Here is a 23,517-nt window from a genome sequence, read left to right as displayed (position 1 = left end):
GACAGCACGCCTCGAAAGCGCAGCGTCGCGTTTCGACGACCAACTGAGCTATTGGAAAGCCCAGCATCAGGATGCCCGGGATCTGCCGTGCGAGCGTCCGGATGGCAGCCTGCAGAACCGGCATGGCGAGAAAATCCAATGGCGCCTCGACGCCGAGCGCACCCGTCAACTGTTGCAACAGGCGCCGGCAGCGTATCGCACGCAGGTCAACGATCTGCTGCTCACGGCACTGGCGCGCACCATCAGCCGCTGGAGCGAGCAACCGGGCACGCTGATCGAGATGGAGGGGCATGGTCGCGAAGATCTGTTCGATGACATCGACCTGAGTCGCACTGTGGGCTGGTTCACCAGCCTGTTCGCGGTAAATCTGATTGCCGACGACGATCTCGACGGTTCGATCAAGTCGATCAAGGAGCAACTGCGCGCGGTGCCGGACAAAGGTCTGGGCTATGGCGTGCTGCGTTATCTCGCGGCGCCGTCGGTATGCGCCGAATTTGAGTCGCTGGCGCCGCCGCGCATTACCTTCAACTATCTCGGCCAGTTCGACCGCCAGTTCGACGAGGCGGCGCTGTTCGTACCGTGCGCTGAAAACAGCGGTGTCGCGCAGGATCCAGAGGCGCCGCTGGCCAACTGGCTGGCCGTGGAAAGTCAGGTGTATGGCGGCGAACTGTCGATGAGTTGGGGGTTCAGCCGCGAGATGTTCGACGGCGCAACCGTACAGAAACTGGTGGATCAATACGCCGTCGAGTTGCACGCGCTGATCGAACATTGCTGCACCCTGCAAGCCGCGCAAGCGACGCCGTCGGACTTCCCGCTGGCGCAGGTCACGCAGGCGCAACTCGATGCACTGCCGGTGCCGGCCGGTCAGGTCGATGACCTTTATCCACTGTCGCCGATGCAGCAGGGTTTGCTGTTCCACACCCTCTACGAGCAAGCGGCGGGTGAGTACATCAACCAGTTGCGCGTCGATGTGCAAGGCGTTGATCCCGAGCGTTTCCGCGCTGCATGGCAAGCCACCGTCGACGCGCAGGACATTCTGCGCAGCGGTTTCGTCTGGCAGGGCGAACTGACGCAGCCGCTGCAGATCGTGCACAAGCAGGTGCAGTTGCCGTTTACCACGCTGGACTGGCGCAACCGCGACAATCAGCCAGCCGCTCTAGCAGCGTTGGCCGATGCCGAACGTCAGCAAGGCTTTGATCTGAGTTGCGCACCGTTGCTGCGACTGGTGCTGGTGCAGACCGGCGCCGAGCAATGGCACCTGATTTACACCCACCACCACATCCTGATGGACGGCTGGAGCAACTCGCAGTTGCTTGGCGAAGTCTTGCTGCGTTACGGCGGCCGGACGCCGGTAAGCGGCGGTGGACGTTTTCGCGATTACATCGCCTGGCTGCAACGGCAGGACGGTCAACTCAGTCAGGACTTCTGGAGCGAACAACTCGCTGCGCTGCAAGAGCCGACCCGACTGGCCCGCGCCGCCACCGGTGGGGGAAACCTCAGCGGTCACGGCGACCACTACCTGACGCTGGACGTGCCACGCACAAAGGCACTGGAAGCGTTTGCCCGTCAGCAGAAAGTCACCGTCAACACCTTGGTGCAAGCGGCTTGGCTGCTGTTGCTGCAACGCTACACCGGTCACGAAGCGGTGGCGTTCGGCGCGACCGTGGCCGGGCGTCCGGCGGATCTGCCGGGCATCGAGCAGCAGGTCGGTCTGTTCATCAACACCTTGCCGGTGATCGGTGCGCCGCGTCCGGACCAAACCGTCGGCCAATGGCTGCAAGCGGTGCAGGCGCAGAACCTCAGCCTGCGCGACTTCGAACACACGCCGCTGGCGGACATCCAGCGCTGGGCCGGGCAGGGTGGCGAAGCGCTGTTCGACAACATCCTGGTGTTCGAAAACTACCCGATTGCCCAGGCCCTGAGTCAGGCCGGGCAAGGGCTGGTGTTCGGTGGCGTGGGCAATCTGGAGCAAACGCACTATGCGCTCAGCGTAGCGGTCACGCTCGGCGAGCAACTGGCGTTGCATTACAGCTTCGACCGTGGCCAGTTCGCCGGCGATGTCATCGCCGGCATCAGTGCGCACCTGCTGCAACTGCTTGAGCAGTTTGCCGTGTCGGCTGAACGCAACCTCGGCGAAATCGGCCTGGCCAGCGCTGAAGAGCAGGCGCGCCAGCAAGCCGAAAACCATCCGCAACCGTACCCGGTGGACATCGGCGTGCATCAGCGTATTGCCGCGCTGGCCGGCGAAAGTCCGCAACGCACGGCGGTGATCTTCAACGGTCAGCGCTTCAGCTATGGCGAAATCGATCAGCGCGCCAACCAATTGGCCTACGCGTTGATCGCCCGTGGCGTCGGTGCGGAAACCCGCGTCGGTGTGGCCCTGCCGCGCAGTGAGGCGGTGATCGTCGCGTTGCTGGCGGTGCTCAAGGCTGGCGGCGCATACGTGCCGCTGGACACCAGCTATCCGCGTGAACGTCTGGCCTACCTGATCGAGGATTCGGGGCTCGCGCTGTTGATCAGCGACTCGTCGGTGTCGGCGCAATTGCCTGTGGCCGAATCGGTGCCGCTGCTTGAACTCGATCGCCTCGACTTGCGCGAATGGCCGATCACCGCGCCGCCCGTGCAACTCGATCCGCATAACCTCGCGTATGTGATTTACACCTCCGGCTCCACGGGTAACCCCAAAGGCGTCAGCGTCGCTCACGGCCCCTTGGCGATGCATTGCCAGGCCATCGGTCAGCGTTATGAAATGCGCGACAGCGATTGCGAATTCCACTTCATGTCGTTCGCCTTCGACGGCGCCCATGAGCGCTGGCTGACCAGCCTCACCCACGGCGCCTCGTTGCTGATCCGCGACGACAGCCTGTGGACACCGGAGCAGACCTACAACGCCATGATTGAGCATGGCGTGACCGTGGTCGCGTTCCCGCCGGTGTACCTGCAACAACTGGCCGAACACGCCGAGCGTGTGGGCAATCCGCCCAACGTGCGCATCTATTGCTTTGGCGGCGACGCGGTACCCAACGCCAGTTTCGAGCGGGTCAAACGGGCGCTCGATCCGGACTTCATCATCAACGGCTACGGCCCGACCGAAACCGTGGTCACGCCGCTGATCTGGAAGGCCGGCCGCGATGTGCCGTGCGGCGCCGCTTACGCGCCAATCGGCAGCCGCATCGGTGACCGTAGTGCCTACGTGCTCGACGCCGATCTGAACCTGTTGCCGCAAGGTATGGCTGGTGAGCTGTATCTGGGTGGCACGGGGCTGGCCCGGGGGTATCTGAATCGTCCGGGGCTGACCGCCGAGCGTTTTGTCGCTGATCCGTTCAGCCGCACTGGCGGCTTGCTTTATCGCACCGGCGACCTCGTTCGCCAGCGCGCCGATGGCACATTCGACTATCTGGATCGCATCGACAATCAAGTGAAGATCCGCGGTTTTCGCATTGAACTCGGCGAAGTCGAAGCCGCCCTGCAAGCGCTCGACGGCGTGCGTGAAGCCGTGGTCGTGGCCCAGGAAGGCAGTGCCGGCAGCGGCAAGCGTCTGGTCGCCTATGTGGTGGGTGATTCTGCCCGCGCCGACTTCACCGAAGAGCTGCGTGCGCAGCTCAAGGCAACCCTGCCGGGCCATATGGTGCCGGCGTATGTGTTGCGTCTGGAACGCATGCCGCTGACGCCGAACGGCAAACTCGACCGCAAGAACCTGCCGAAACCGGATGTCAGCCAACTGCAACAGACCTATGTCGCTGCGCAGAACGCGCTGGAGCAACAATTGGCGACGATCTGGCAAGACGTGCTCAAGCTTGAGCAGGCCGGTATCAGCGACAACTTCTTTGAGCTGGGCGGCGACTCGATCATTTCCATTCAAGTGGTCAGCCGTGCGCGGCAGGCGGGTATCCGCTTCACGCCCAAAGACCTGTTCGAGCACCAGACCATTCAGGCGTTGGCCGTTGTCGCGCAGACGGGCGAAGCGCTGCAAATGATCGATCAGCAACCGGTCACCGGCAGCACGGCACTGTTGCCGATTCATCAGGAGTTCTTCGCTCAGGCGATTCCTGATCGTCATCACTGGAACCAGTCGGTGATGCTCAAACCGAGTCAGGCGCTCGATGGCAACTTGCTTGAGCAAGCGCTGGATGCGTTGGTGCTGCACCACGACAGCCTGCGCCTGGAATTTGTCGAGCAGGCGGATGGCTGGTCGGCGCAATATCGCGACGTTGTGACCCAGGCGGGTGAAACGATCCTCTGGCAAGTCGCGGTCGCCGACCTCGCAGCCCTTGAGGCATTGGGCGACAAGGCCCAGCGCAGCCTGCAACTGAGCGGTGGCTCGCTGATTCGCGCGGTGCTGGCGAACCTGGCCGATGGCAGTCAACGCCTGCTGCTGATCGTCCATCATCTGGTGGTCGATGGCGTGTCGTGGCGGATTCTGTTTGAAGATCTGCAAAACGCTTACCGGCAGATCGCTACGGGCAATGCCGTGCAGTTGCCGGCCAAGACCCATGCGGTCAAAGCTTGGGCGCAGGCCTTGCAGGAATACGCCGCCACGCCTGCGCTGCAGTCTGAACTGGGCTTCTGGCAGCAACAGTTGCAAGGTGCATCGGCGACGTTGCCTTTCGACCGTCCCGACGGTGGGCAGCAACACGATCAGGCGCTGACCATTCGCAGCAAACTGGACCAGACCCTGACCCGTCAGCTGTTGCAGGATGCGCCGGCGGCTTATCGCACGCAGGTCAACGATCTGCTGCTGACGGCTCTGGCGCGGGTGATGGTGCGCTGGACCGGTGCCGACCATGCGCTGGTATTGCTCGAAGGTCACGGTCGCGAAGACCTGTTCGACAGCGTCGACCTGACGCGCACTGTCGGCTGGTTCACCAGTGTGTTCCCGGCGCGCCTTTCGCCGGTTACCGAACCGGGCGCATCGCTCAAGCAGGTCAAGGAACAACTGCGGGCGATTCCGCACAAAGGCATCGGCTTCGGCGCGCTCGCGCATCTGGGCGATGAGCAGGCTCGCCAAACCCTGCAAGCCTTGCCGACACCACGCCTGACCTTCAACTATCTGGGCCAGTTCGACGGCAGTTTCGATGCCGCCGACCACGCCCTGTTTGCACCGACTGGCGAATCCGGCGGCGCCGAAGTCAATCTGCAGGGCCCGCTGGGCAACCCGCTGGCGCTGAACGGCAAAGTCTTCGGCGGCGAACTGGACCTGAGCTGGACCTACAGCGGCGCGATGTTCGACGCGGCGACCATCCAGCGTCTGGCCGATGATTACGTGCAGGAATTGACGGCGCTGATCGGCCATTGCTGCGACAACGCCAACCGTGGCGTGACACCGTCGGACTTCCCGCTGGCGCAACTGTCGCAGGCGCAACTCGATGCGCTGGTGCTCGAACCGCAAAGCATCGATGACATCTACCCGCTGTCGCCGATGCAGCAGGGCATGCTGTTCCATACGTTGCTCGAACATGGCAACGGCGACTACATCAACCAGATGCGCCTGGACGTCGACGGCGTCGATCCACAACGCTTCCAGGCGGCGTGGCAAGCGGTGGTGGATGCCCATGACATTCTGCGCACCGGGTTTTTCTGGCAGGGCGATCTGCCGCAACCGGTGCAAGTGGTGCAGCGCCAGGTTGAAGTGCCGTTCAGCGTGCTCGACTGGCACGACAAAGCCGGGCTGGACGCGGCGCTGCAAACCCTCGCCGACGAAGAGCGCGCACAGGGGCTGGATTTGACCTGTGCGCCGCTGCTGCGCCTGGTGCTGGTGCGCACCGCGACGGATCGTCATCACCTGATCTATACCAACCACCACATCCTGATGGACGGCTGGAGCAGCGCGCAGTTGCTCGGCGAGGTGTTGCAGCACTACAGCGGCGAAACGGTCGCACGTCCGGCAGGGCGCTATCGCGATTACATCGGCTGGCTGCAACGCCAGGATGCGGCGGCGGCCGAGGCCTACTGGCTGGCGACGCTGCACAACCTGCAAGAGCCAACGCGTCTGGCCAATGCCATCGCGCGGCCGCATGACGGTTTGCCGAGCGTCGGCTATGGCGATCATTACCAAGTGCTGGACGCGGATCTGACTCAGCGTCTGGGGGAATTTGCCCGGGCTACGAAAGTCACGGTCAACACCGTGGTGCAAGGCGCCTGGCTGTTGCTGTTGCAGCGCTATACCGGCAAAGACTGTGTTGCGTTCGGCGCCACCGTCGCCGGGCGTCCGGCGGATTTGCCGGGTGCCGAAGCGCAGATCGGTCTGTTCATCAATACCTTGCCGGTGGTTGCTGCGCCGCAGGCGCAGCAGAGTCTGGTCCGTTGGCTGCAAGGCGTGCAGGCGCAGAACCTGGCGTCGCGCGAGTTCGAACACACGCCACTGGCCGATATTCAGCGTTGGGCCGGGCAGGGCGGTGATGCGCTGTTCGACAGCCTGATGGTGTTCGAGAACTACCCGATTGCCGACGCGCTGGAACGTGGCGCGCCGCAAGGTTTGCGTTTCGGCGCGGTGGCCAATCAGGAGCAGACCAACTATCCGCTGACCCTGCTGGTAAACATGAGCACGCAACTGACGGTGCATTTGAGCTATCAGCGCGACAGCTTTGCGGCGGCCAACGTGGCGCAGTTGGGCGCGCATTTGCAGCGTCTGCTGAGCCAGATGACTGAGTCGGGCGACCGGTCGCTCAGTGAGTTGAACCTGATCGAACGCGTCCCGAGCGTCGCTGCCGATTTCGCCACCGAGCTGTGCATTCATCAGGGCATCGCTCGTCAAGTCGTAGCGACGCCGGATGCGCTGGCGGTGACCTTTGGCAGCACGCAACTGACGTACGCCGAACTCGACGCGCAAGCCAACCGCTTGGCGCACAGACTGATCGAACTGGGTGTTGGCCCGGAAGTGCGCGTGGGCGTGGCGATGCCGCGTTCCGAGCAGTTGCTCATTGCCTTGCTGGCGGTGCTCAAGTCGGGTGGCGCGTATGTGCCGCTGGACCCGGATTACCCGGCGGATCGTGTCGCGTACATGATCGAGGACAGCCGCGCGCGGGTGCTGCTGACCGAGCAAGCCGTCGCCGTGACCCTGACGGTGCCTGGCGAAACGCAAGTGTTGCTGCTGGATCAGGTGTCGCTGAATAGCTATTCAGATGTCGCGCCTCAAACATCGGTCGTTCCAGACAACCTTGCCTACGTGATCTACACCTCGGGCTCCACCGGCAAACCCAAAGGCGTGGCGATTGCCCATCGCAACGTCATGGCGTTGATCGACTGGTCGGCCAAGGTCTACAGCCGCGACGATATCCAAGGCGTACTGGCCTCGACCTCGGTGTGCTTCGACCTGTCGGTGTGGGAGCTGTTTGTCACACTGGCCAACGGCGGCTCGCTGATCATCGCCCGTAATGCCCTTGAGCTGCCGCAACTGGCGGCCCGCGATCAGGTGCGCCTGATCAACACTGTGCCGTCAGCCATTGCTGCATTGCAGCGCGCCGGGCAGATTCCGCCAAGCGTGCGGATCATCAATCTGGCCGGTGAACCGCTCAAGCAAGGGCTGGTTGACACGTTGTATCAACAGTCGACGGTCGAGCACGTCTACGACCTCTACGGCCCGTCGGAAGACACCACCTATTCGACCTGGACTCGGCGCAGTGCCGGTGGTCAGGCGCGTATCGGCCGTGCCCTCGACCACGGCGCCAGTCACGTGCTCGACGCTGATTTGCACGCTGTCCCGCAAGGGGTTTCGGCTGAGCTGTACCTGTCGGGCGCCGGCATCACGCGCGGCTATCTGGGGCGTGCGGCGATGACCGCTGAACGCTTCGTACCCAACCCGCTCGCCGACAATGGCGAGCGGATGTACCGCACCGGCGACCTGATCCGCGAGCGTGAAGCGGGCGAACTGGAGTACATGGGCCGGATCGACCATCAGGTGAAGATTCGTGGATTGCGCATCGAGTTGGGGGAGATCGAGGCGCGATTGCTCGCCCAACCGGCCGTCACCGAAGCGGCGGTGCTGGCCGTCGAAGGTGAGGCTGGCGCGCAACTGGTGGCCTATGTGGTCGCCCCGCCACTGGATCTGTGCGACGGCCAAGCGCAGCGGCTCCTGCGCGACGGACTAAAGACTGGCCTCAAGTCTTCGTTACCTGACTACATGATTCCCGCGCACCTGCTGTTCCTTGAGCAGTTGCCACTGACCCCCAACGGCAAACTCGACCGCAAGGCCTTGCCAGCGGTCGATGCCAGCCAGATGCAGGCCGCGTATGTCGCGCCGCACAGTGAGCTTGAGCAGCGGGTCGCGGCGATCTGGCAGCAAGTGCTCGACGTGCAACGCATCGGCCTGAACGATCACTTCTTCGAACTGGGCGGGCACTCGCTGCTGGCGGTCAACGTGGTGTCGCGCATGGCCCTCGAACTGGGCCTGACGCTGACCCCGCAACTGTTATTCCAGCACCCCGTCCTGAGCGACTTTGTCGCTCACCTCGATACAGGAGGCGGGGCAATCAATGAACAGAAACTGAGCAAGCTGGAAGCCCTGCTTGACGATATGGAGGAAGTCTGATGGACAAGAGTGTTGCTTTGAGGGTAGCCAAGCGCTTTATCACTCTGCCGCTGGACAAACGTAAGCTGTACCTGGAAAAGATGCTCGAAGAGGGCGTCTCTGCGGCCAACCTGCCGATCCCGGAGACACGTTCCGGGTTTGCGGCGATTCCTCTGTCGTATGCCCAGGAACGTCAATTGTTCCTCTGGCAAATGGACCCGCACAGCACCGCGTATCACATCCCCAGCGCCCTGCGCCTCAAGGGGCGGCTGGAGGTGGCGGCGCTGGAACGCAGTTTCAATGCCGTGGCCGCGCGTCACGAAAGTTTGCGCACGACCTTCGCCGAGCAGGGCGAAACCTTCTGCCAGGTGATTCATCCGCAACTGCCGCTGAACATCAGTCTGGTTCCGCTGCCCGAAGGTCTTGATGCCGCCGGTGAAGAGGCTGCGATCAAGGCGTTCGTCGAAAGCGAAACCGCACGCCCGTTCAACCTGCAACAGGGCCCGCTCCTGCGCGTGGCGCTGCTGAAAGTGGCGCAGGACGATCATGTGCTGGTGCTGATCCAGCACCACATCATCTCCGATGGCTGGTCGATCAAAGTGCTGGTCAATGAGCTGATCCAGCATTACGCCGCCGACACCCGCGGGCAGCCCTTGACGCTGCCGGCGCTGGACGTGCAATACGCCGACTACGCGATCTGGCAGCGTCACTGGCTGGAAGCGGGCGAGCGTGAGCGGCAACTGGCTTATTGGATCAAGACGCTGGACGGCGAGCAGCCGGTGTTGGAGTTGCCCATCGATTTCCCCCGCCCGGCGGTGCAAAGCCTGCGCGGTGCGCGCCTTGAGCTGGACTTGCCGGCGGATCTCGGCGACGCCCTGAAACATCTGGCCCAGCGCGAAGGTGCGAGCCTGTTCATGGTGTTGCTGGCGTCGTTCCAGGCCTTGCTGCATCGCTACAGCGGCCAGGCGCAGATTCGCGTCGGTGTGCCTGCGGCCAACCGTAACCGCGTCGAGACGGAGGGCCTGATCGGCTTTTTCGTCAACACTCAGGTATTGAATGCCGAGGTGAACGGGCAACTACCGTTCAACCGCTTGCTGGCGCAGGTCAAGCAAGCGGCGATGGATGCTCAGGCGCATCAGGATCTGCCGTTCGAGCAATTGATCGAAGCGCTGCAACCGGAGCGCAGCCTGAGCCACAGCCCGGTGTTCCAGGTGATGTTCAACCACCAGACCCGCCGTGATCAGCAGCGTGGCGCGGTGCAACTGCCGCAGTTGAGTGTCGAGGATGTGCAGTGGGAAGGGCGCACCGCGCAGTTCGACCTGACCCTCAATACTTATGAATCCAGCGACGGTTTCGCCGCTGAGCTGACCTACGCCACTGACCTGTTCAAGCCTGAGACCGTCGAGCGCATTGCTCGTCACTGGCAGAACCTGCTGCGTGGCATCGTGGCCGCTCCGACCTGCCGCGTCGGCGAATTGCCGTTGTTGGACAGTACCGAACGCGATGTGCTGTTGCAGGACTGGGTACGCGTGGCCGATCACACCACGCAGGGCGGTTACGTGCAGCAGGTGTTCGCGTTGCAGGCGCAACAAACCCCGCAAGCGACCGCGCTGATCATCGGCGCAGACGTGCTGAGCTATGGCGAACTGGATGCCCGGGCCAATCAACTGGCACACAAACTGATCGAGGCCGGGGTTGGCCCGGATCAACGGGTCGGCATCGCGGTCGAGCGCAGCGTCGAAATGATCGTCGGCCTGCTGGCGATCCTCAAGGCTGGCGGCGCTTATGTGCCGCTGGACCCGGCGTACCCGCAAGATCGTCTGGCCTACATGATCGAGGACAGTGGTTTGCAGTTGCTGCTGACCCAGTCGCACTTGCAGGCGCAGTTGCCGATCCCGGCGAACGTGCAGATGCTGTTGCTGGATCAGCCACACGGCTGGCTGGCGGCGTATCCTCAGACCGCGCCGGATGTTGCGGTCAACGGCGAACACCTGGCCTATACGATTTACACCTCTGGTTCCACCGGCAACCCCAAAGGCGTGATGGTGCGTCACGCGGCGCTGAGCAACTTTGTCGCGAGCATGATCAAGCAACCAGGGATCGCAGCCACTGATCGCATGCTGTCGCTGACCACGTTCTCGTTCGACATTTTCGGCTTGGAAATCTACGGCCCATTGCTGGCCGGCGCCGGCGTGGTGCTGACCGGCAAGGACGTGCATCAAGACCCGCAAGCGGTGCTCGAACTGATCGAGCGTCACGCCGTCAGTGTGCTGCAAGCCACGCCGTCGACCTGGCGCATGCTGCTGGACAACGAACACGCCGCGATCCTCAACGGCCGCACGTTCCTTTGTGGCGGTGAAGCGCTGCCGCAGGAACTGGCGCAGCGCATGCTGGCGCTGACGCCACGCGTGTGGAACCTCTATGGCCCGACCGAAACGACGATCTGGTCAGCACAACATGCACTGAGTGCGGACAACAGCCGTCCGTTCCTCGGCACGCCCATCGACAACACCGCGTTGTACATCCTCGGCAGTGACCTTGAGCTCAATCCGCTCGGCGCGCCGGGTGAATTGCTGATTGGCGGTGACGGTTTGGCCCGTGGTTATTTCCAGCGCCCAAGCCTCACCGCCGAACGTTTTGTGCCGGATCCTTTCGCGAAAAACGGTGCGCGTCTGTACCGCACCGGTGACCTGACGCGCTATCGCGCCGAGGGTGTGATCGAGTACATCGGGCGGATCGACCATCAGGTGAAAATCCGGGGTTTGCGTATCGAACTCGGTGAAATCGAAGCGCGTTTACTCGCGCTCGACAGCGTGCGCGAAACCGTCGTGGTCGCGCAGGACGGCCCGACCGGCCCACAACTGGTGGCCTACGTGGTGCCATCGGTCAATGATGTTTCGCAAACCGATTTGCGTGCCGCGCTCAAGGCCAGCCTCAAGGCTGAACTGCCGGAGTACATGGTACCGGCGCACCTGTTGTTCCTGGCGCAACTGCCGCTGACCCCCAACGGCAAAGTGGATCGCAAAGCCTTGCCGGCGCCCGACGCCAGCCAGTTGCAATCGACCTACAGCGCACCGCAAACCGCCACCCAGCACACCGTCGCCGAGATCTGGCAAGCGGTGCTGAAGCTGGATCGCGTGGGCCTTGGCGATAATTTCTTCGAACTGGGCGGCCACTCCTTGTTGGTCACTCAAGTGATCTCGCGGGTGCGTCAGGTACTGAACGTTCAGGTGCCGCTGCGCACGCTGTTCGAACACAGCACGCTGCAAGATTTTGTCGCCGCGCTCGGTATTGATCAGGCGACTTGGGAACCGCCGATTGTCGCGCTGCCGCGTCTGCAACCGTTGGCGCTTTCGTATGCTCAGGAGCGCCAGTGGTTCCTCTGGCAACTGGAGCCGACCAGCACCGCTTATCACGTCCCGGCCGCGCTGCGTCTGCGCGGTGAACTGGATCTGGTGGCGTTGCAGCGCAGCTTCGATTCTCTGATCGCCCGCCACGAAGCCCTGCGCACCTGCTTCGTCGAAGAGCAGGGCCAGACCCTGCAAGTGATTCAGGCCCACGGCACGCTGGATCTGCACGTTCAGGACGTTGCCGCCGATCTGGACGAGGCCGCGCTGCAAGCGCTGGTCGCCGAAGAAACCCTGCACCTGTTCAATCTTCAGCAAGGCCCGCTGCTGCGAGTCAAATTGCTGCGTCTTGCAGATGACGACCACGCACTGGTCATCACCTTGCACCACATCGTTTCCGATGGCTGGTCGATGACGGTCATGGTCGATGAACTGGTGGCGTTGTACGCCGCTTATAGCCAGGGGCAGGCGGTGCAATTGCCAGCGTTGGCGGTGCAATACGCCGACTACGCGGTGTGGCAAAAGCAGTGGATGGACGCCGGTGAACGCGAGCGTCAGTTGAACTACTGGACGGCGCAACTGGGCGATGGCGATCAGCCGCTGCTGGAGCTGCCGACCGACCGCCCACGTCCGCCTGAGCAAAGCTATCGCGGCGCCCGTCGTGATATCCCGCTGAGCCTGGAACTGGCGTCTGCGCTCAAGCAGGTTGCCCAGCGTGAAAACGTCACGCTGTTCACACTGTTGCTGGCCTCGTTCCAGACCTTGCTGCATCGCTACAGCGGTCAGGCCGACATCCGCGTCGGTGTGCCGGTGGCGAACCGCAACCGGGTCGAGACGGAAGGGCTGATCGGCTTCTTCGTCAACACCCAGGTGCTGAAAGCCGAATTCGACAGCCAGCAGACGTTCCGCAGCCTGCTGCAGCAAGTGAAAAGCACCGTGCTCGGCGCCCAGGCTCATCAGGATCTGCCGTTCGAGCAACTGGTCGATGCGCTGCAACCGGAGCGCAGCCTCAGCCACAGTCCGTTGTTCCAGGTGCTGCACAATCACCAGAGCCAGGCCCGTCAGGCACAGGGCGCCACGCGCTTGCCGAACATCGAGATCGAAGGCCTGAACTGGGCGTCGAACACTGCACAGTTCGACCTGACCCTGAACACCTTCGAATCCACCGATAACGTCTGGGCCGAGCTGACGTACGCCACCGATTTGTTCGACGCCGCGACCATCGTGCGTCTGGCGCAACACTGGACGAATCTGCTGCAAGGCATCGTCGCCGACAGCGGTCAGCGCATTGCCGAACTGCCGCTGCACGACGCAGCCGAACGCGCGGCGACCGTGCTGCAATGGAACCCGGCCGTGGCCGATTTCCCCAGCGAGCGGTGCCTGCATCAATTGATCGAAGTCCAGGCTGCGCGCGCCCCGCAAGCGATTGCCGTGACCTGCGGCGAACAGACGCTGACCTACGAGAAGCTCAACAGCCACGCCAATCAGATGGCCCGCCAATTGATCGCCAGCGGTGTCGGCCCGGACGTGCGTGTCGGTCTGGCGGTTGAGCGCAGCCTCGACATGCTGGTCGGGCTGTTGGCGATCCTCAAGGCCGGGGGCGCTTACGTGCCGCTGGACCCCAGCTACCCGCAAGAACGCCTGAGTTACATGATCGGCGACAGCGGCATCGGCCTGCTGCTGACCCAAAGCCATCTGCTTGATCGTCTGCCGGTGCCGGACTCGGTCCGCAGTTTGATGCTCGATCAGGACCGCGACGCTCTCCAAGGCTACAGCGACAGCAACCCGCAGGTCAGCATGAGCCCGGACAACCTGGCGTACGTGATCTACACCTCCGGTTCGACCGGCCAGCCGAAGGGCACCTTGCTGGCGCATCGCAACGTGCTGCGCCTGTTCGAAGCCACCGATGCGTGGTTCGGTTTTGGTCCGACCGATGTCTGGAGCCTGTTCCATTCCTGCGCCTTCGATTTCTCGGTGTGGGAGATTTTCGGTGCGCTGCTGTACGGTGGCAAACTGGTGGTGGTGCCTTACGAGGTCAGCCGTGCGCCGGAAGATTTCTACGCTTTGCTCTGCCGCGAAGGCATCACCGTACTGAACCAGACGCCCTCGGCGTTCAAGCAATTGATGCAAGTGGCGTGCGCCCCGCAACACGCCGCGCTTCAGCCGTCGCTGCGTTACGTGGTGTTTGGCGGCGAGGCGCTGGAGGTCAAGAGCCTGCGCCCGTGGTTCGAACGCTTCGGCGATCAGGCGCCGCAAATGATCAACATGTACGGCATCACCGAAACCACCGTGCATGTGACTTACCGCCCATTGTCGATGGCCGATCTGCAAGGCGATGTCGGCAGCCCGATCGGCGAGCCGATTCCGGATTTGTCGTGGTATTTGCTCGACGGAGACCTGAACCCGGTCGCCAAAGGCTGTATCGGCGAGCTGTACATCGGGCGCGCCGGCCTGGCGCGGGGTTATCTGAACCGTGCCGATCTGACCAGCCTGCGTTTTATTCCCGATCCGTTTGCCGCTGACGGCGGGCGTCTGTACCGCACCGGTGACCTGGCGCGTTACCGCGCTGACGGCGTCGTCGAATACGTCGGTCGAATCGACCATCAGGTGAAGATTCGCGGGTTCCGTATCGAGCTGGGTGAAATCGAAGCGCAGTTGCTCGAACAAGCCGTCGTGCGCCAAGCCGTGGTACTCGCGCAGCCGGGCCTCAGTGGTCAGCAACTGGTCGCCTGGCTGGTGCCGGACGATGCCGCGCTACTTGATGCCAGCCCGGCCGAGCAAGGCCTGTGGCGCGACCGTGTGCGTGCCGGGCTCAAGGCAAACCTTCCGGATCACATGATCCCGGCGCACCTGTTGCTGCTGGCGCAACTGCCATTGACCGCCAACGGCAAACTCAATCGCAGCGCCTTGCCGGCCCCGGACGCGAGTCAGGCGCAGCAGGCTTATCAGGCGCCCCAAAGCGAACTGGAGCAGCGCCTGGCGGCGATCTGGCAAGACGTGCTGAAGCTGCCGCGAGTGGGTCTCAACGACAACTTCTTTGAACTGGGCGGCGACTCGATCATCTCGATTCAGGTGGTCAGCCGTGCCCGTCAGGCCGGTATTCGTCTCAATCCCAAAGACCTGTTCCAGCACCAGACCGTGCAGCGTCTGGCGCTGGTCGCACAGTTGGGCGATGACTCGTCGACGATTGATCAACAGGCGGTGACCGGCGCGGCGGTACTGCTGCCGATCCAGCAGCAGTTTTTCGAAGACGAGATCCCTGAACGTCACCACTGGAATCAGTCGGTGCTGCTCCAACCGCGTCAGGCGCTGGACGCCGCCAAGGTCGAGCAAGTGCTGCGCGCGCTGGTGGCCCATCACGATGCCCTGCGCCTGAGTTTTTCGCAGCAGGATGGCGTGTGGCAGGCCGAACACCGAGCGGTGGAAGACTCATCGCAGAACCTGCTCTGGCAGGAGGACGTCGCCGATGCTGCTGCGCTGGAAGCCTTGGGCAACCGCGCCCAGCGCAGTCTCGACCTGCAAAACGGGCCGTTACTGCGCGCTGTGTTGGCAAATCTGGCCGACGGCACTCAGCGTTTGCAGTTGGTGATTCATCACTTGGCGGTGGACGGTGTGTCGTGGCGGATTGTGCTTGAAGACCTGCAAAACGCTTATCAGCAATTGCTCGATGATCAGCCGCTGAGCCTGCCATCGAAGACCAGCGCCTTCAAGGACTGGAGCGAGCACTTGCAGCGCTACGCCAACGGCCCGGCGTTGCAGGCAGAGCTGGCTTACTGGCGGGCCTGTCTGAGCGATGTCAGCACCGACCTGCCGTGCAAACGCGTGGACGCCGGTCAGCACAATCGACTGGCGCAGACTGTGCAGACCCGACTCGGCGCCGAGCTGACCCGGCAATTGCTGCAAGAAGCGCCGGCGGCGTATCGCACTCAGGTCAATGACCTGTTGCTGACGGCACTGGCGCGGGTCATCGGCCGTTGGAGCGGACAGGCGTCGACGCTGATTCAGCTCGAAGGCCATGGTCGCGAAGCGCTGTTTGACGACGTCGATCTGACCCGCACCGTCGGCTGGTTCACCAGCCTGTTCCCGGTGTGCCTGACCCCGGCCGCGACAGCGGGTGAGTCAATCAAACAGATCAAGGAACAACTGCGCTCGATCCCCGACAGGGGCATTGGTTTCGGTGTGCTGCGCCACGTCGGTGACGCTCAGGCGCAGCAGAGCCTGCGTGCCTTGCCGAGCCCGCGTATCACCTTCAACTACCTTGGCCAGTTCGACGGCAGTTTCGAGGGCGATGACAGCGCATTGTTCGTGCCATCGCCGGACAACGCCGGCCTCGATCAAAGCCCGGACGCGCCGCTGGGCAACTGGCTGACCCTCAATGGTCAGGTGTATGGCGGCGAGTTGCGCGTGGGCTGGACCTTCAGCAGCGAACGCTTCGACAGTGCGGTGATCGAAGCACTGGCCGCCGATTACGCCGAAGAACTGGCCGCGTTGATCGGCCATTGCCTGACCCCGGGCGTCGAAGGTCTGACCCCGTCGGACTTCCCGTTGGCCGGCCTGACCCAGACGCAACTCGACGGCTTGCCATTGCCGGCGCAACAGATTGCCGATGTCTATCCGCTGTCGGCAATGCAGCAGGGCATGTTGTTTCACAGCCTTTACGAACAGGCCGCTGGCGATTACATCAATCAGGTTCGCCTCGACGTCGAAGGCCTTGATCCGCAACGCTTCCAGCAGGCCTGGCAAGCGGCGGTGGACAACCACGATATCCTGCGCACCTGTTTTGTCTGGCAGGGTGAGCTGGCGCGACCGGTGCAAGTGGTACACAAGCAACTGGACATGCCGTTCAGCGTGCTCGACTGGCGCGAGCATGGCGATGGCCAGGGCGAATTGAATGCACTGGCTGCTGCCGAGCAGGCGCAAGGTTTCGACCTGAGCCAAGGGCCGCTGCTGCGCATGGTCGTTGTGCGTCTGGATGACCAGCGCTGCCATTTGATCTACACCAACCATCACATCCTGATGGATGGCTGGAGCAACTCGCAGTTACTCGGCGAAGTGCTGCAACGCTACAGCGGCATTGCTCAGCCAGCGCTTGCCGGGCGTTATTGCGATTACATCGAGTGGTTACAGCGTCAGGACGTGCAGGCCAGCGAACATTACTGGACCGCGCAACTGGCTGACCTGGAAGCGCCAACACTGTTGGCGCAAGCACTTCAGGCGCAGCGTGGCGACGCTCCACGGGACGGTCATGGCGAGCACTTCTGTGTTGTCGATGCCCGGCAGACCCTACGACTGGGCGATTTCGCTCGCCAGCAAAAGGTCACGCTCAACACGCTGATTCAGGCGGCCTGGCTGCTGCTGTTGCAGCGCTTGACCGGCCAACAAAGCGTGGCGTTCGGTGCCACGGTGGCGGGGCGTCCGACTGAACTCAAAGGTGTCGAGCAGCAGATCGGCCTGTTCATCAACACCTTGCCGGTGATCGCCAGCCCCCACGCGCAATCGAGCGTGGGTGAGTGGTTGCAGAGCGTACAGGCGCAGAACCTTGCCCTGCGCGAGCATGAACACACGCCGTTGTTCGACATTCAACGTTGGGCCGCGCGCAACGGTGAAGCATTGTTTGACAACATTCTGGTGTTCGAGAACTACCCGGTGTCCGAGGCGCTGGAGCAGGGCGCGCCGCAGGAGTTGCGCTTTGGCGAGATCAACAATCACGAACAGACCAACTACCCGCTGACGCTGCTGGTGCATTTAAGCGACGAGTTGTCGATGCACTTCAGCTACCAGTGCGAGCGTTTCGCGGCGCACAGCGTGACGCAGTTGGGCGAGTACTTGCAGCGCCTGCTCGGGCAGATGAGCGAGTCGGGCGAGCGGTCGCTCAGTGAGTTGAACCTGATCGAAAGCGTCCCGAGCGTCGCTGCCGATTTCGTCACCGAGCTGTGCATTCATCAGGGCATCGCTCGTCAAGTCGTAGCGACGCCGGATGCGCTGGCGGTGACCTTTGGCAGCACGCAACTGACGTACGCCGAACTCGACGCTCAAGCCAACCGCTTGGCGCACAGACTGATCGAGCTCGGTGTTGGCCCGGAAGTGCGCGTGGGCGTGGCGATGCCGCGTTCCGAGCAGTTGCTCATTGCCTTGCTGGCGGTGCTCAAGTCGGGTGGCGCCTATGTGCCGCTGGACCCGGATTACCCGGCGGATCGTGTCGCGTACATGATCGAGGACAGCCGTGCGCGGGTGTTGCTGACCGAACAAGCGGTCGCCGCGACCCTGACGGTGCCTGGCGAAACGCAAGTGTTGCTGCTGGATCAGGTGTCGCTGAATAGCTATTCAGATGTCGCGCCTCAAACATCGGTCGCGCCGGATAACCTTGCCTACGTGATCTACACCTCCGGCTCGACCGGCAAACCCAAAGGCGTGGCGATTGCCCATTGCAACGTCATGGCGCTGATCGACTGGTCGGCCAAGGTCTACAGCCGCGACGATATTCAAGGCGTACTGGCCTCGACCTCGGTGTGCTTCGACCTGTCGGTGTGGGAGCTGTTCGTCACACTGGCCAACGGCGGTTCGCTGATCATCGCGCGCAATGCCCTGGAGCTGCCGCACTTGCCGGCTCGCGATCAGGTTCGTTTGATCAACACCGTGCCGTCGGCGATTGCTGCGCTGCAACGCGCCGGGCAGATTCCGCCAAGCGTGCGGATCATCAATCTGGCCGGTGAACCGCTCAAGCAAGGGCTGGTTGACGCGTTGTATCAACAGTCGACGGTCGAGCATGTCTACGACCTCTACGGCCCGTCGGAAGACACCACCTATTCGACCTGGACTCGGCGCAGTGCCGGTGGTCAGGCGCGTATCGGCCGTGCCCTCGACCACAGCGCCAGTCACGTGCTCGACGCCGATTTGCACGCGGTGCCACAGGGCGTTTCGGCTGAGCTGTACCTGTCGGGGGCCGGCATCACGCGCGGCTATCTGGGCCGCGCGGCGATGACCGCTGAACGGTTCGTACCCAACCCGCTCGCCGACAATGGCGAGCGGATGTACCGCACCGGCGACCTGATCCGCGAGCGTGAAGCGGGCGAACTGGAGTACATGGGCCGGATCGACCATCAGGTGAAGATTCGCGGCCTGCGGATCGAACTCGGCGAAATCGAAGCGCGTCTGATGGCCCACGCCGCCGTGCGCGAAGGGGTGGTCGTGGCCAGTGAAGTACTGGGCAGCCAACAATTGATCGCCTACCTGGTGCCGACCGATCCGACAACGCTGGATGCCAGCACTGAGCTGCAACGTGAACTGCACGACGACATCAGCACCTGGCTGGGCGCGACCCTGCCGGAATACATGGTGCCGACTCACCGTCTGTGGCTGGCGCAGCTACCGCTGACCCCCAACGGCAAGATCGATCGCAAGTGCTTGCCGGCGCTGGTGCTCACGGCCGCGCAACAACATGTCGAACCGGCCAATGCTACCGAGCAGACGCTGGTGGACATCTGGAAAGACGTGCTGGGTCTGGCGCAGGTCAGCACCACCGACAGCTTCTTCGCCTTGGGCGGCGACTCGATCATCTCGATTCAAGTGGTCAGCCGCGCCCGTCAGCAAGGCCTGGAACTGAGCCCGAAAGACCTGTTTCAGCACCCGACCATCGAGCAACTGGCGCCACGCGTCGCCAACACCTCGCACGTACCGGTGGCAGCGCTGGTCGACATGCCTCTGCACGGTCTGACCGACGCGCAAATCGCGCAGTTGCCGCTGCCGCAGGATCAGTTGGCGGGGCTTTATCGCTTGTCGCCGATGCAGCAGGGCATGCTGTTCCTCGGCCTGAACTCGCCGGAGTCGGACCTCTACATCAACCAGTTGTGCATTCCGGTGCAAGGCCTTGAGCCTTCGCGCTTGAAAGACGCCTGGGAAACCGTCAGCCGTCGTCACGACATCCTGCGCACCGGTTTCCTCTGGCAGGACATGGCCGAACCGCTGCAATTCGTCCTCGCCGATCCGCCGTTGCCGCTCAGCCTGCTCGACTGGCGCGAACAGGATCACTCGGCCCAAGCCTTGCAGGCCTTGGCGGACGGCGAGCGGGCCAAGGGCTTCGACCTCGATCAGCCGCCGCTGCAACGTCTGACGCTGGTGCAAGTGGGCGAGGACAGCTATCAGTTGATCTGGACCTATCACCACATCCTGATCGACGGCTGGAGCAGTTCGCAGTTGATCGGCGAAGTGCTGAGCCAGTATTCCGGCAAGCCGCTGGCCGACGCGGTGCCGTATCGTCGTTACATCAACTGGCTGCAACAACAGGACGGCAATGCCAGCGAAGGGTTCTGGCGTCAGCACCTGAGCCAGCTCGAGGAGCCGACCTACCTGGCCGACACCGTGGCGCGTACTGGCAGCGGTCGTGGTCACGAGGCACTGTATAGCCGCTTGGGCGAGCCGCGCACCGAACAGCTCAAGGCCTTTGCGCAAGCTCAGCAAGTGACCCTCAATACCTTGGTGCAGGGCGCCTGGCTGATGCTGCTCAGCCGCTACAGCGGTCAGCGTTGTGTGGCGTTCGGCGCGACAGTGGCGGGGCGCCCGGCGAGCCTGCCGGCGTCGGAATCGATCCTCGGCCTGTTCATCAATACCTTGCCGGTGATCAAGGATGTGCCGGCCGAGCAGTCGGTCGGCGAGTGGCTGCGTGATTTGCAGGCCTTCAACCTGGAAATGCGTGAGCGCGAGTACACCCCGCTCACCGATGTGCAGCGCTGGGCCGGACGTGCCGGGCAATCGCTGTTCGACAGCATCATCGTTTTCGAGAACCACCCGATCGATCAGGCGCTGCGCGAATGGCGCGATGACTCGCTGAAATTCGGCGAAATCAGCAACGCCGGCCTGACCAACTTCCCGATGGACCTGATGGTCACGCTCGAAGAAGGTCTGGTGATTGAGTACATGTTCCTGCGTGAGCATTTCGACCGGGTGACTGTGGAAGGCATCCGCAGCAACATGGAAGGTCTGCTCGCCGCGTTGGCGCAAGACGCCGCGCAGCCGCTGGGCCGCATCGGTCTGCCGACCGGCCAGCGTTTGTTGGCGCCAGTCGTTCGGATGCCAACGCACGCGCCATGGGTGCATCAGCGTATTGGCCAATGGGCTGCCCGGCACCGCGAACAAACGGCGCTGATCTTCAACGACGAAGCGTTCAGCTACGGGCAGATAGACGCCCGGGCCAATCGTCTGGCCCATGCACTGATCGCCGAAGGTGTCGGCCCGGAAGTCCGCGTCGGTGTGGCCCTGCCGCGCAGCGAAAACATGATTGTCGCGCTGTTGGCGGTGCTCAAGGCCGGAGGCGCTTATGTACCGCTGGACGCGACGTATCCACGCGAACGCCTGAGTTATCTGATGCGCGATTCGGGCATCGCCTTGTTGCTCAGCGATTCGAGTCTGCGCCAGGTGATGCCGACCGGGGACAATCTGCATGTGCTGGAACTCGATCACCTGGACCTGAGCGCTCAGCCAGAGGTGGCGCCGCAGGTCGCGGTGCATGCGGACCATCTGGCCTACGTGATTTATACCTCCGGCTCTACCGGCCAGCCAAAAGGCGTCGGTGTCGCTCACGGGCCATTGGCGATGCACTGCCAGGCCATCGGTCAGCGTTATGAGATGAGCGAAGCCGATTGCGAACTGCACTTCATGTCGTTCGCCTTCGACGGTGCCCATGAGCGCTGGTTGACGACACTGACCCACGGTGCGCGCCTGCTGATCCGTGATGACAGCCTGTGGACCGCCGAGCAAACCTACAACGCCCTGCATGAGCATGGCGTAACCGTGGCCGCGTTCCCGCCGGTGTACTTGCAACAACTGGCCGAGCACGCTCAACAGCACGGCAACCCGCCGGCGGTGCGCATCTATTGCTTCGGTGGTGATGCGGTGCCGGTGGCGAGTTTCGAGCTGGCGAAACGGGCACTGAAACCGCAATACATCATCAATGGCTATGGCCCGACCGAAACCGTGGTTACGCCCCTGATCTGGAAGGCCGGCGCTGACGATCAGTGCGGTGCGGCCTATGCGCCAATCGGCAATGTGGTCGGTGAGCGCTGCGGTCATGTGCTCGACGCCGACCTCAATCCGCTGCCGGTGGGCCTTGCCGGTGAGCTGTACCTGGGCGGCGCGTTGGCCCGTGGGTATCTGGGACGTGCCGGCGGCACTGCGGAGCGTTTCGTGGCCAACCCGTTCAGCGCTGATGGCAGTCGCCTGTACCGTACCGGCGACCTGGTTCGCCAGCGTGAGGACGGCACTGTCGACTATCTGGGTCGGATCGACCATCAAGTGAAGATCCGTGGTTTCCGCATCGAGTTGGGCGAAGTCGAAGCGCGCCTCAAGCAACAACCGGGGGTGCGTGACGCCGCCGTGGTGGCCCGCGAGGGTGTCAGCGGCAAGCAGTTGCTCGGTTTTGTACTGGCCACAGCCGAAACGGCAACGGACGGCTTGTGCGAACGCTTGCGCGAGCAGCTCAAGGCCAGCCTGCCGGACTACATGGTGCCTGCGCACCTGATGTTGCTAGAGCGCATGCCGCTGACCCCAAATGGCAAACTCGACCGCAAAGCCCTGCCCAGTCCCGACGCCGAACAACGTCAGGATTACGTGGCGCCGCGCACCGAGCTTGAGCGGGCCATGGCGAAGATCTGGCAAGAGGTGCTGAAAATCGAACGCGTCGGCCTCACCGATAACTTCTTCGAACTGGGCGGTGATTCGATTCTCAGCCTGCAAGTGGTGGCGCGCAGTCGCGTGCTGAAAGCTCAAGGGCTGAGCCTGAAACTGCGCGACCTGATGCAGAAACCGAGCATCGCCGAACTGGTTGCCAGTGTGCAGGGATCCGCCGAAAAAGCCTCCGGGTTGCTGGCGATGAACGCTGAGGTCAAGGGCGTTGCGCCGTTGTTCTGCATTCACGCCGGCTTCGGTACGGTGTTCGACTACGAACCATTGGCGCGCCGCTTGAGCGGGCGCCGGCAGGTGTTGGCGATTCAGTCGCGCATGCTGCTGGATCCGGCGTTCAACGATGTGTCGTTGCAGGACATGGCCAGCGATTATGTGGCGCAGATCCGTGAGAAACAGCCAGACGGGCCGTATTACCTGTTGGGCTGGTCGCTGGGTGGGACGTTGGCGATGTTGATGGTCGCGCAACTCGAACAGGTCGGCCAGACAGTCAAGTTCGTTGGTCTGGTGGACAGCTTCGTACCGTCGGCCAAGGTCAACGAAGGCACGGTGGATGATTGGCAGGCTGATCTGCGTGACTTCCTGCGGGTGACCCTGCCGGGCGCTGCGCCGGGCTTGAGCATCGATGGTGAAGAAACGCCGCAGAACCTGCGCGCTTTGTTCGCCGGAGCCATGAGTGCCGACCGTGGGGCTTCGACCTACGTGGCACTGGGCGCCGATGAACTGGCCCATGTGTTCAGCGTGGCGCGTCGACTCAAGCAACTGTCGTTGCAACTGGATCGCTGTGCACCGTTGGCGCTCAACCCCATCTGCTGGTGGACCCTGGGGCGCGAAGAGGAGGCCGTGGAACTGGCGGCGCAACTTGGACAGCCGGGCATGGGCGGCGAATGGCTCGATTGCGGGCACTTCCAGATCCCGCGCGATGAAACTTTCCTGTCCGAGGCTGAAGAAATGCTCGGCGAGATCGTTGAACCAGTAGCCATGTCCTGA

General features: G+C 63.0%; 2 protein-coding genes (1 of these 2 running past the window's edge). Both read left to right on the top strand.

Going from position 1 to position 23,517, the window contains the following annotated elements; genetic code table 11:
* On the top strand, positions 1-8,527 hold the 3' portion of the coding sequence (locus AACY11_RS02450) for a non-ribosomal peptide synthetase (RefSeq protein ID WP_339493804.1). It extends 3,794 nt beyond the left edge of the window; the window shows 8,527 of its 12,321 coding nt (coding positions 3,795-12,321); the start codon falls outside the window, past its left edge; it ends in the stop codon at positions 8,525-8,527.
* The gene (locus AACY11_RS02445; RefSeq protein WP_339493803.1) at positions 8,527-23,517 is read left to right on the top strand and encodes a non-ribosomal peptide synthase/polyketide synthase; all 14,991 of its coding nucleotides are present in this window, start codon (positions 8,527-8,529) and stop codon (positions 23,515-23,517) included. Before AACY11_RS02450 ends, AACY11_RS02445 begins: the two co-directional genes overlap by 1 nt.

The organism is Pseudomonas sp. RA_105y_Pfl2_P56 (assembly GCF_963970845.1).
Lineage (GTDB): Bacteria > Pseudomonadota > Gammaproteobacteria > Pseudomonadales > Pseudomonadaceae > Aquipseudomonas > Aquipseudomonas baetica_A.
This window is presented reverse-complemented; position numbering and strand designations above follow the sequence as displayed.

Excerpts from the sequence above, each read along its gene's own strand:
- AACY11_RS02445 (WP_339493803.1), top strand. The coding sequence starts at position 8,527 with ATGGACAAGAGTGTTGCTTTGAGGGTAGCCAAGCGCTTTATCACTCTG.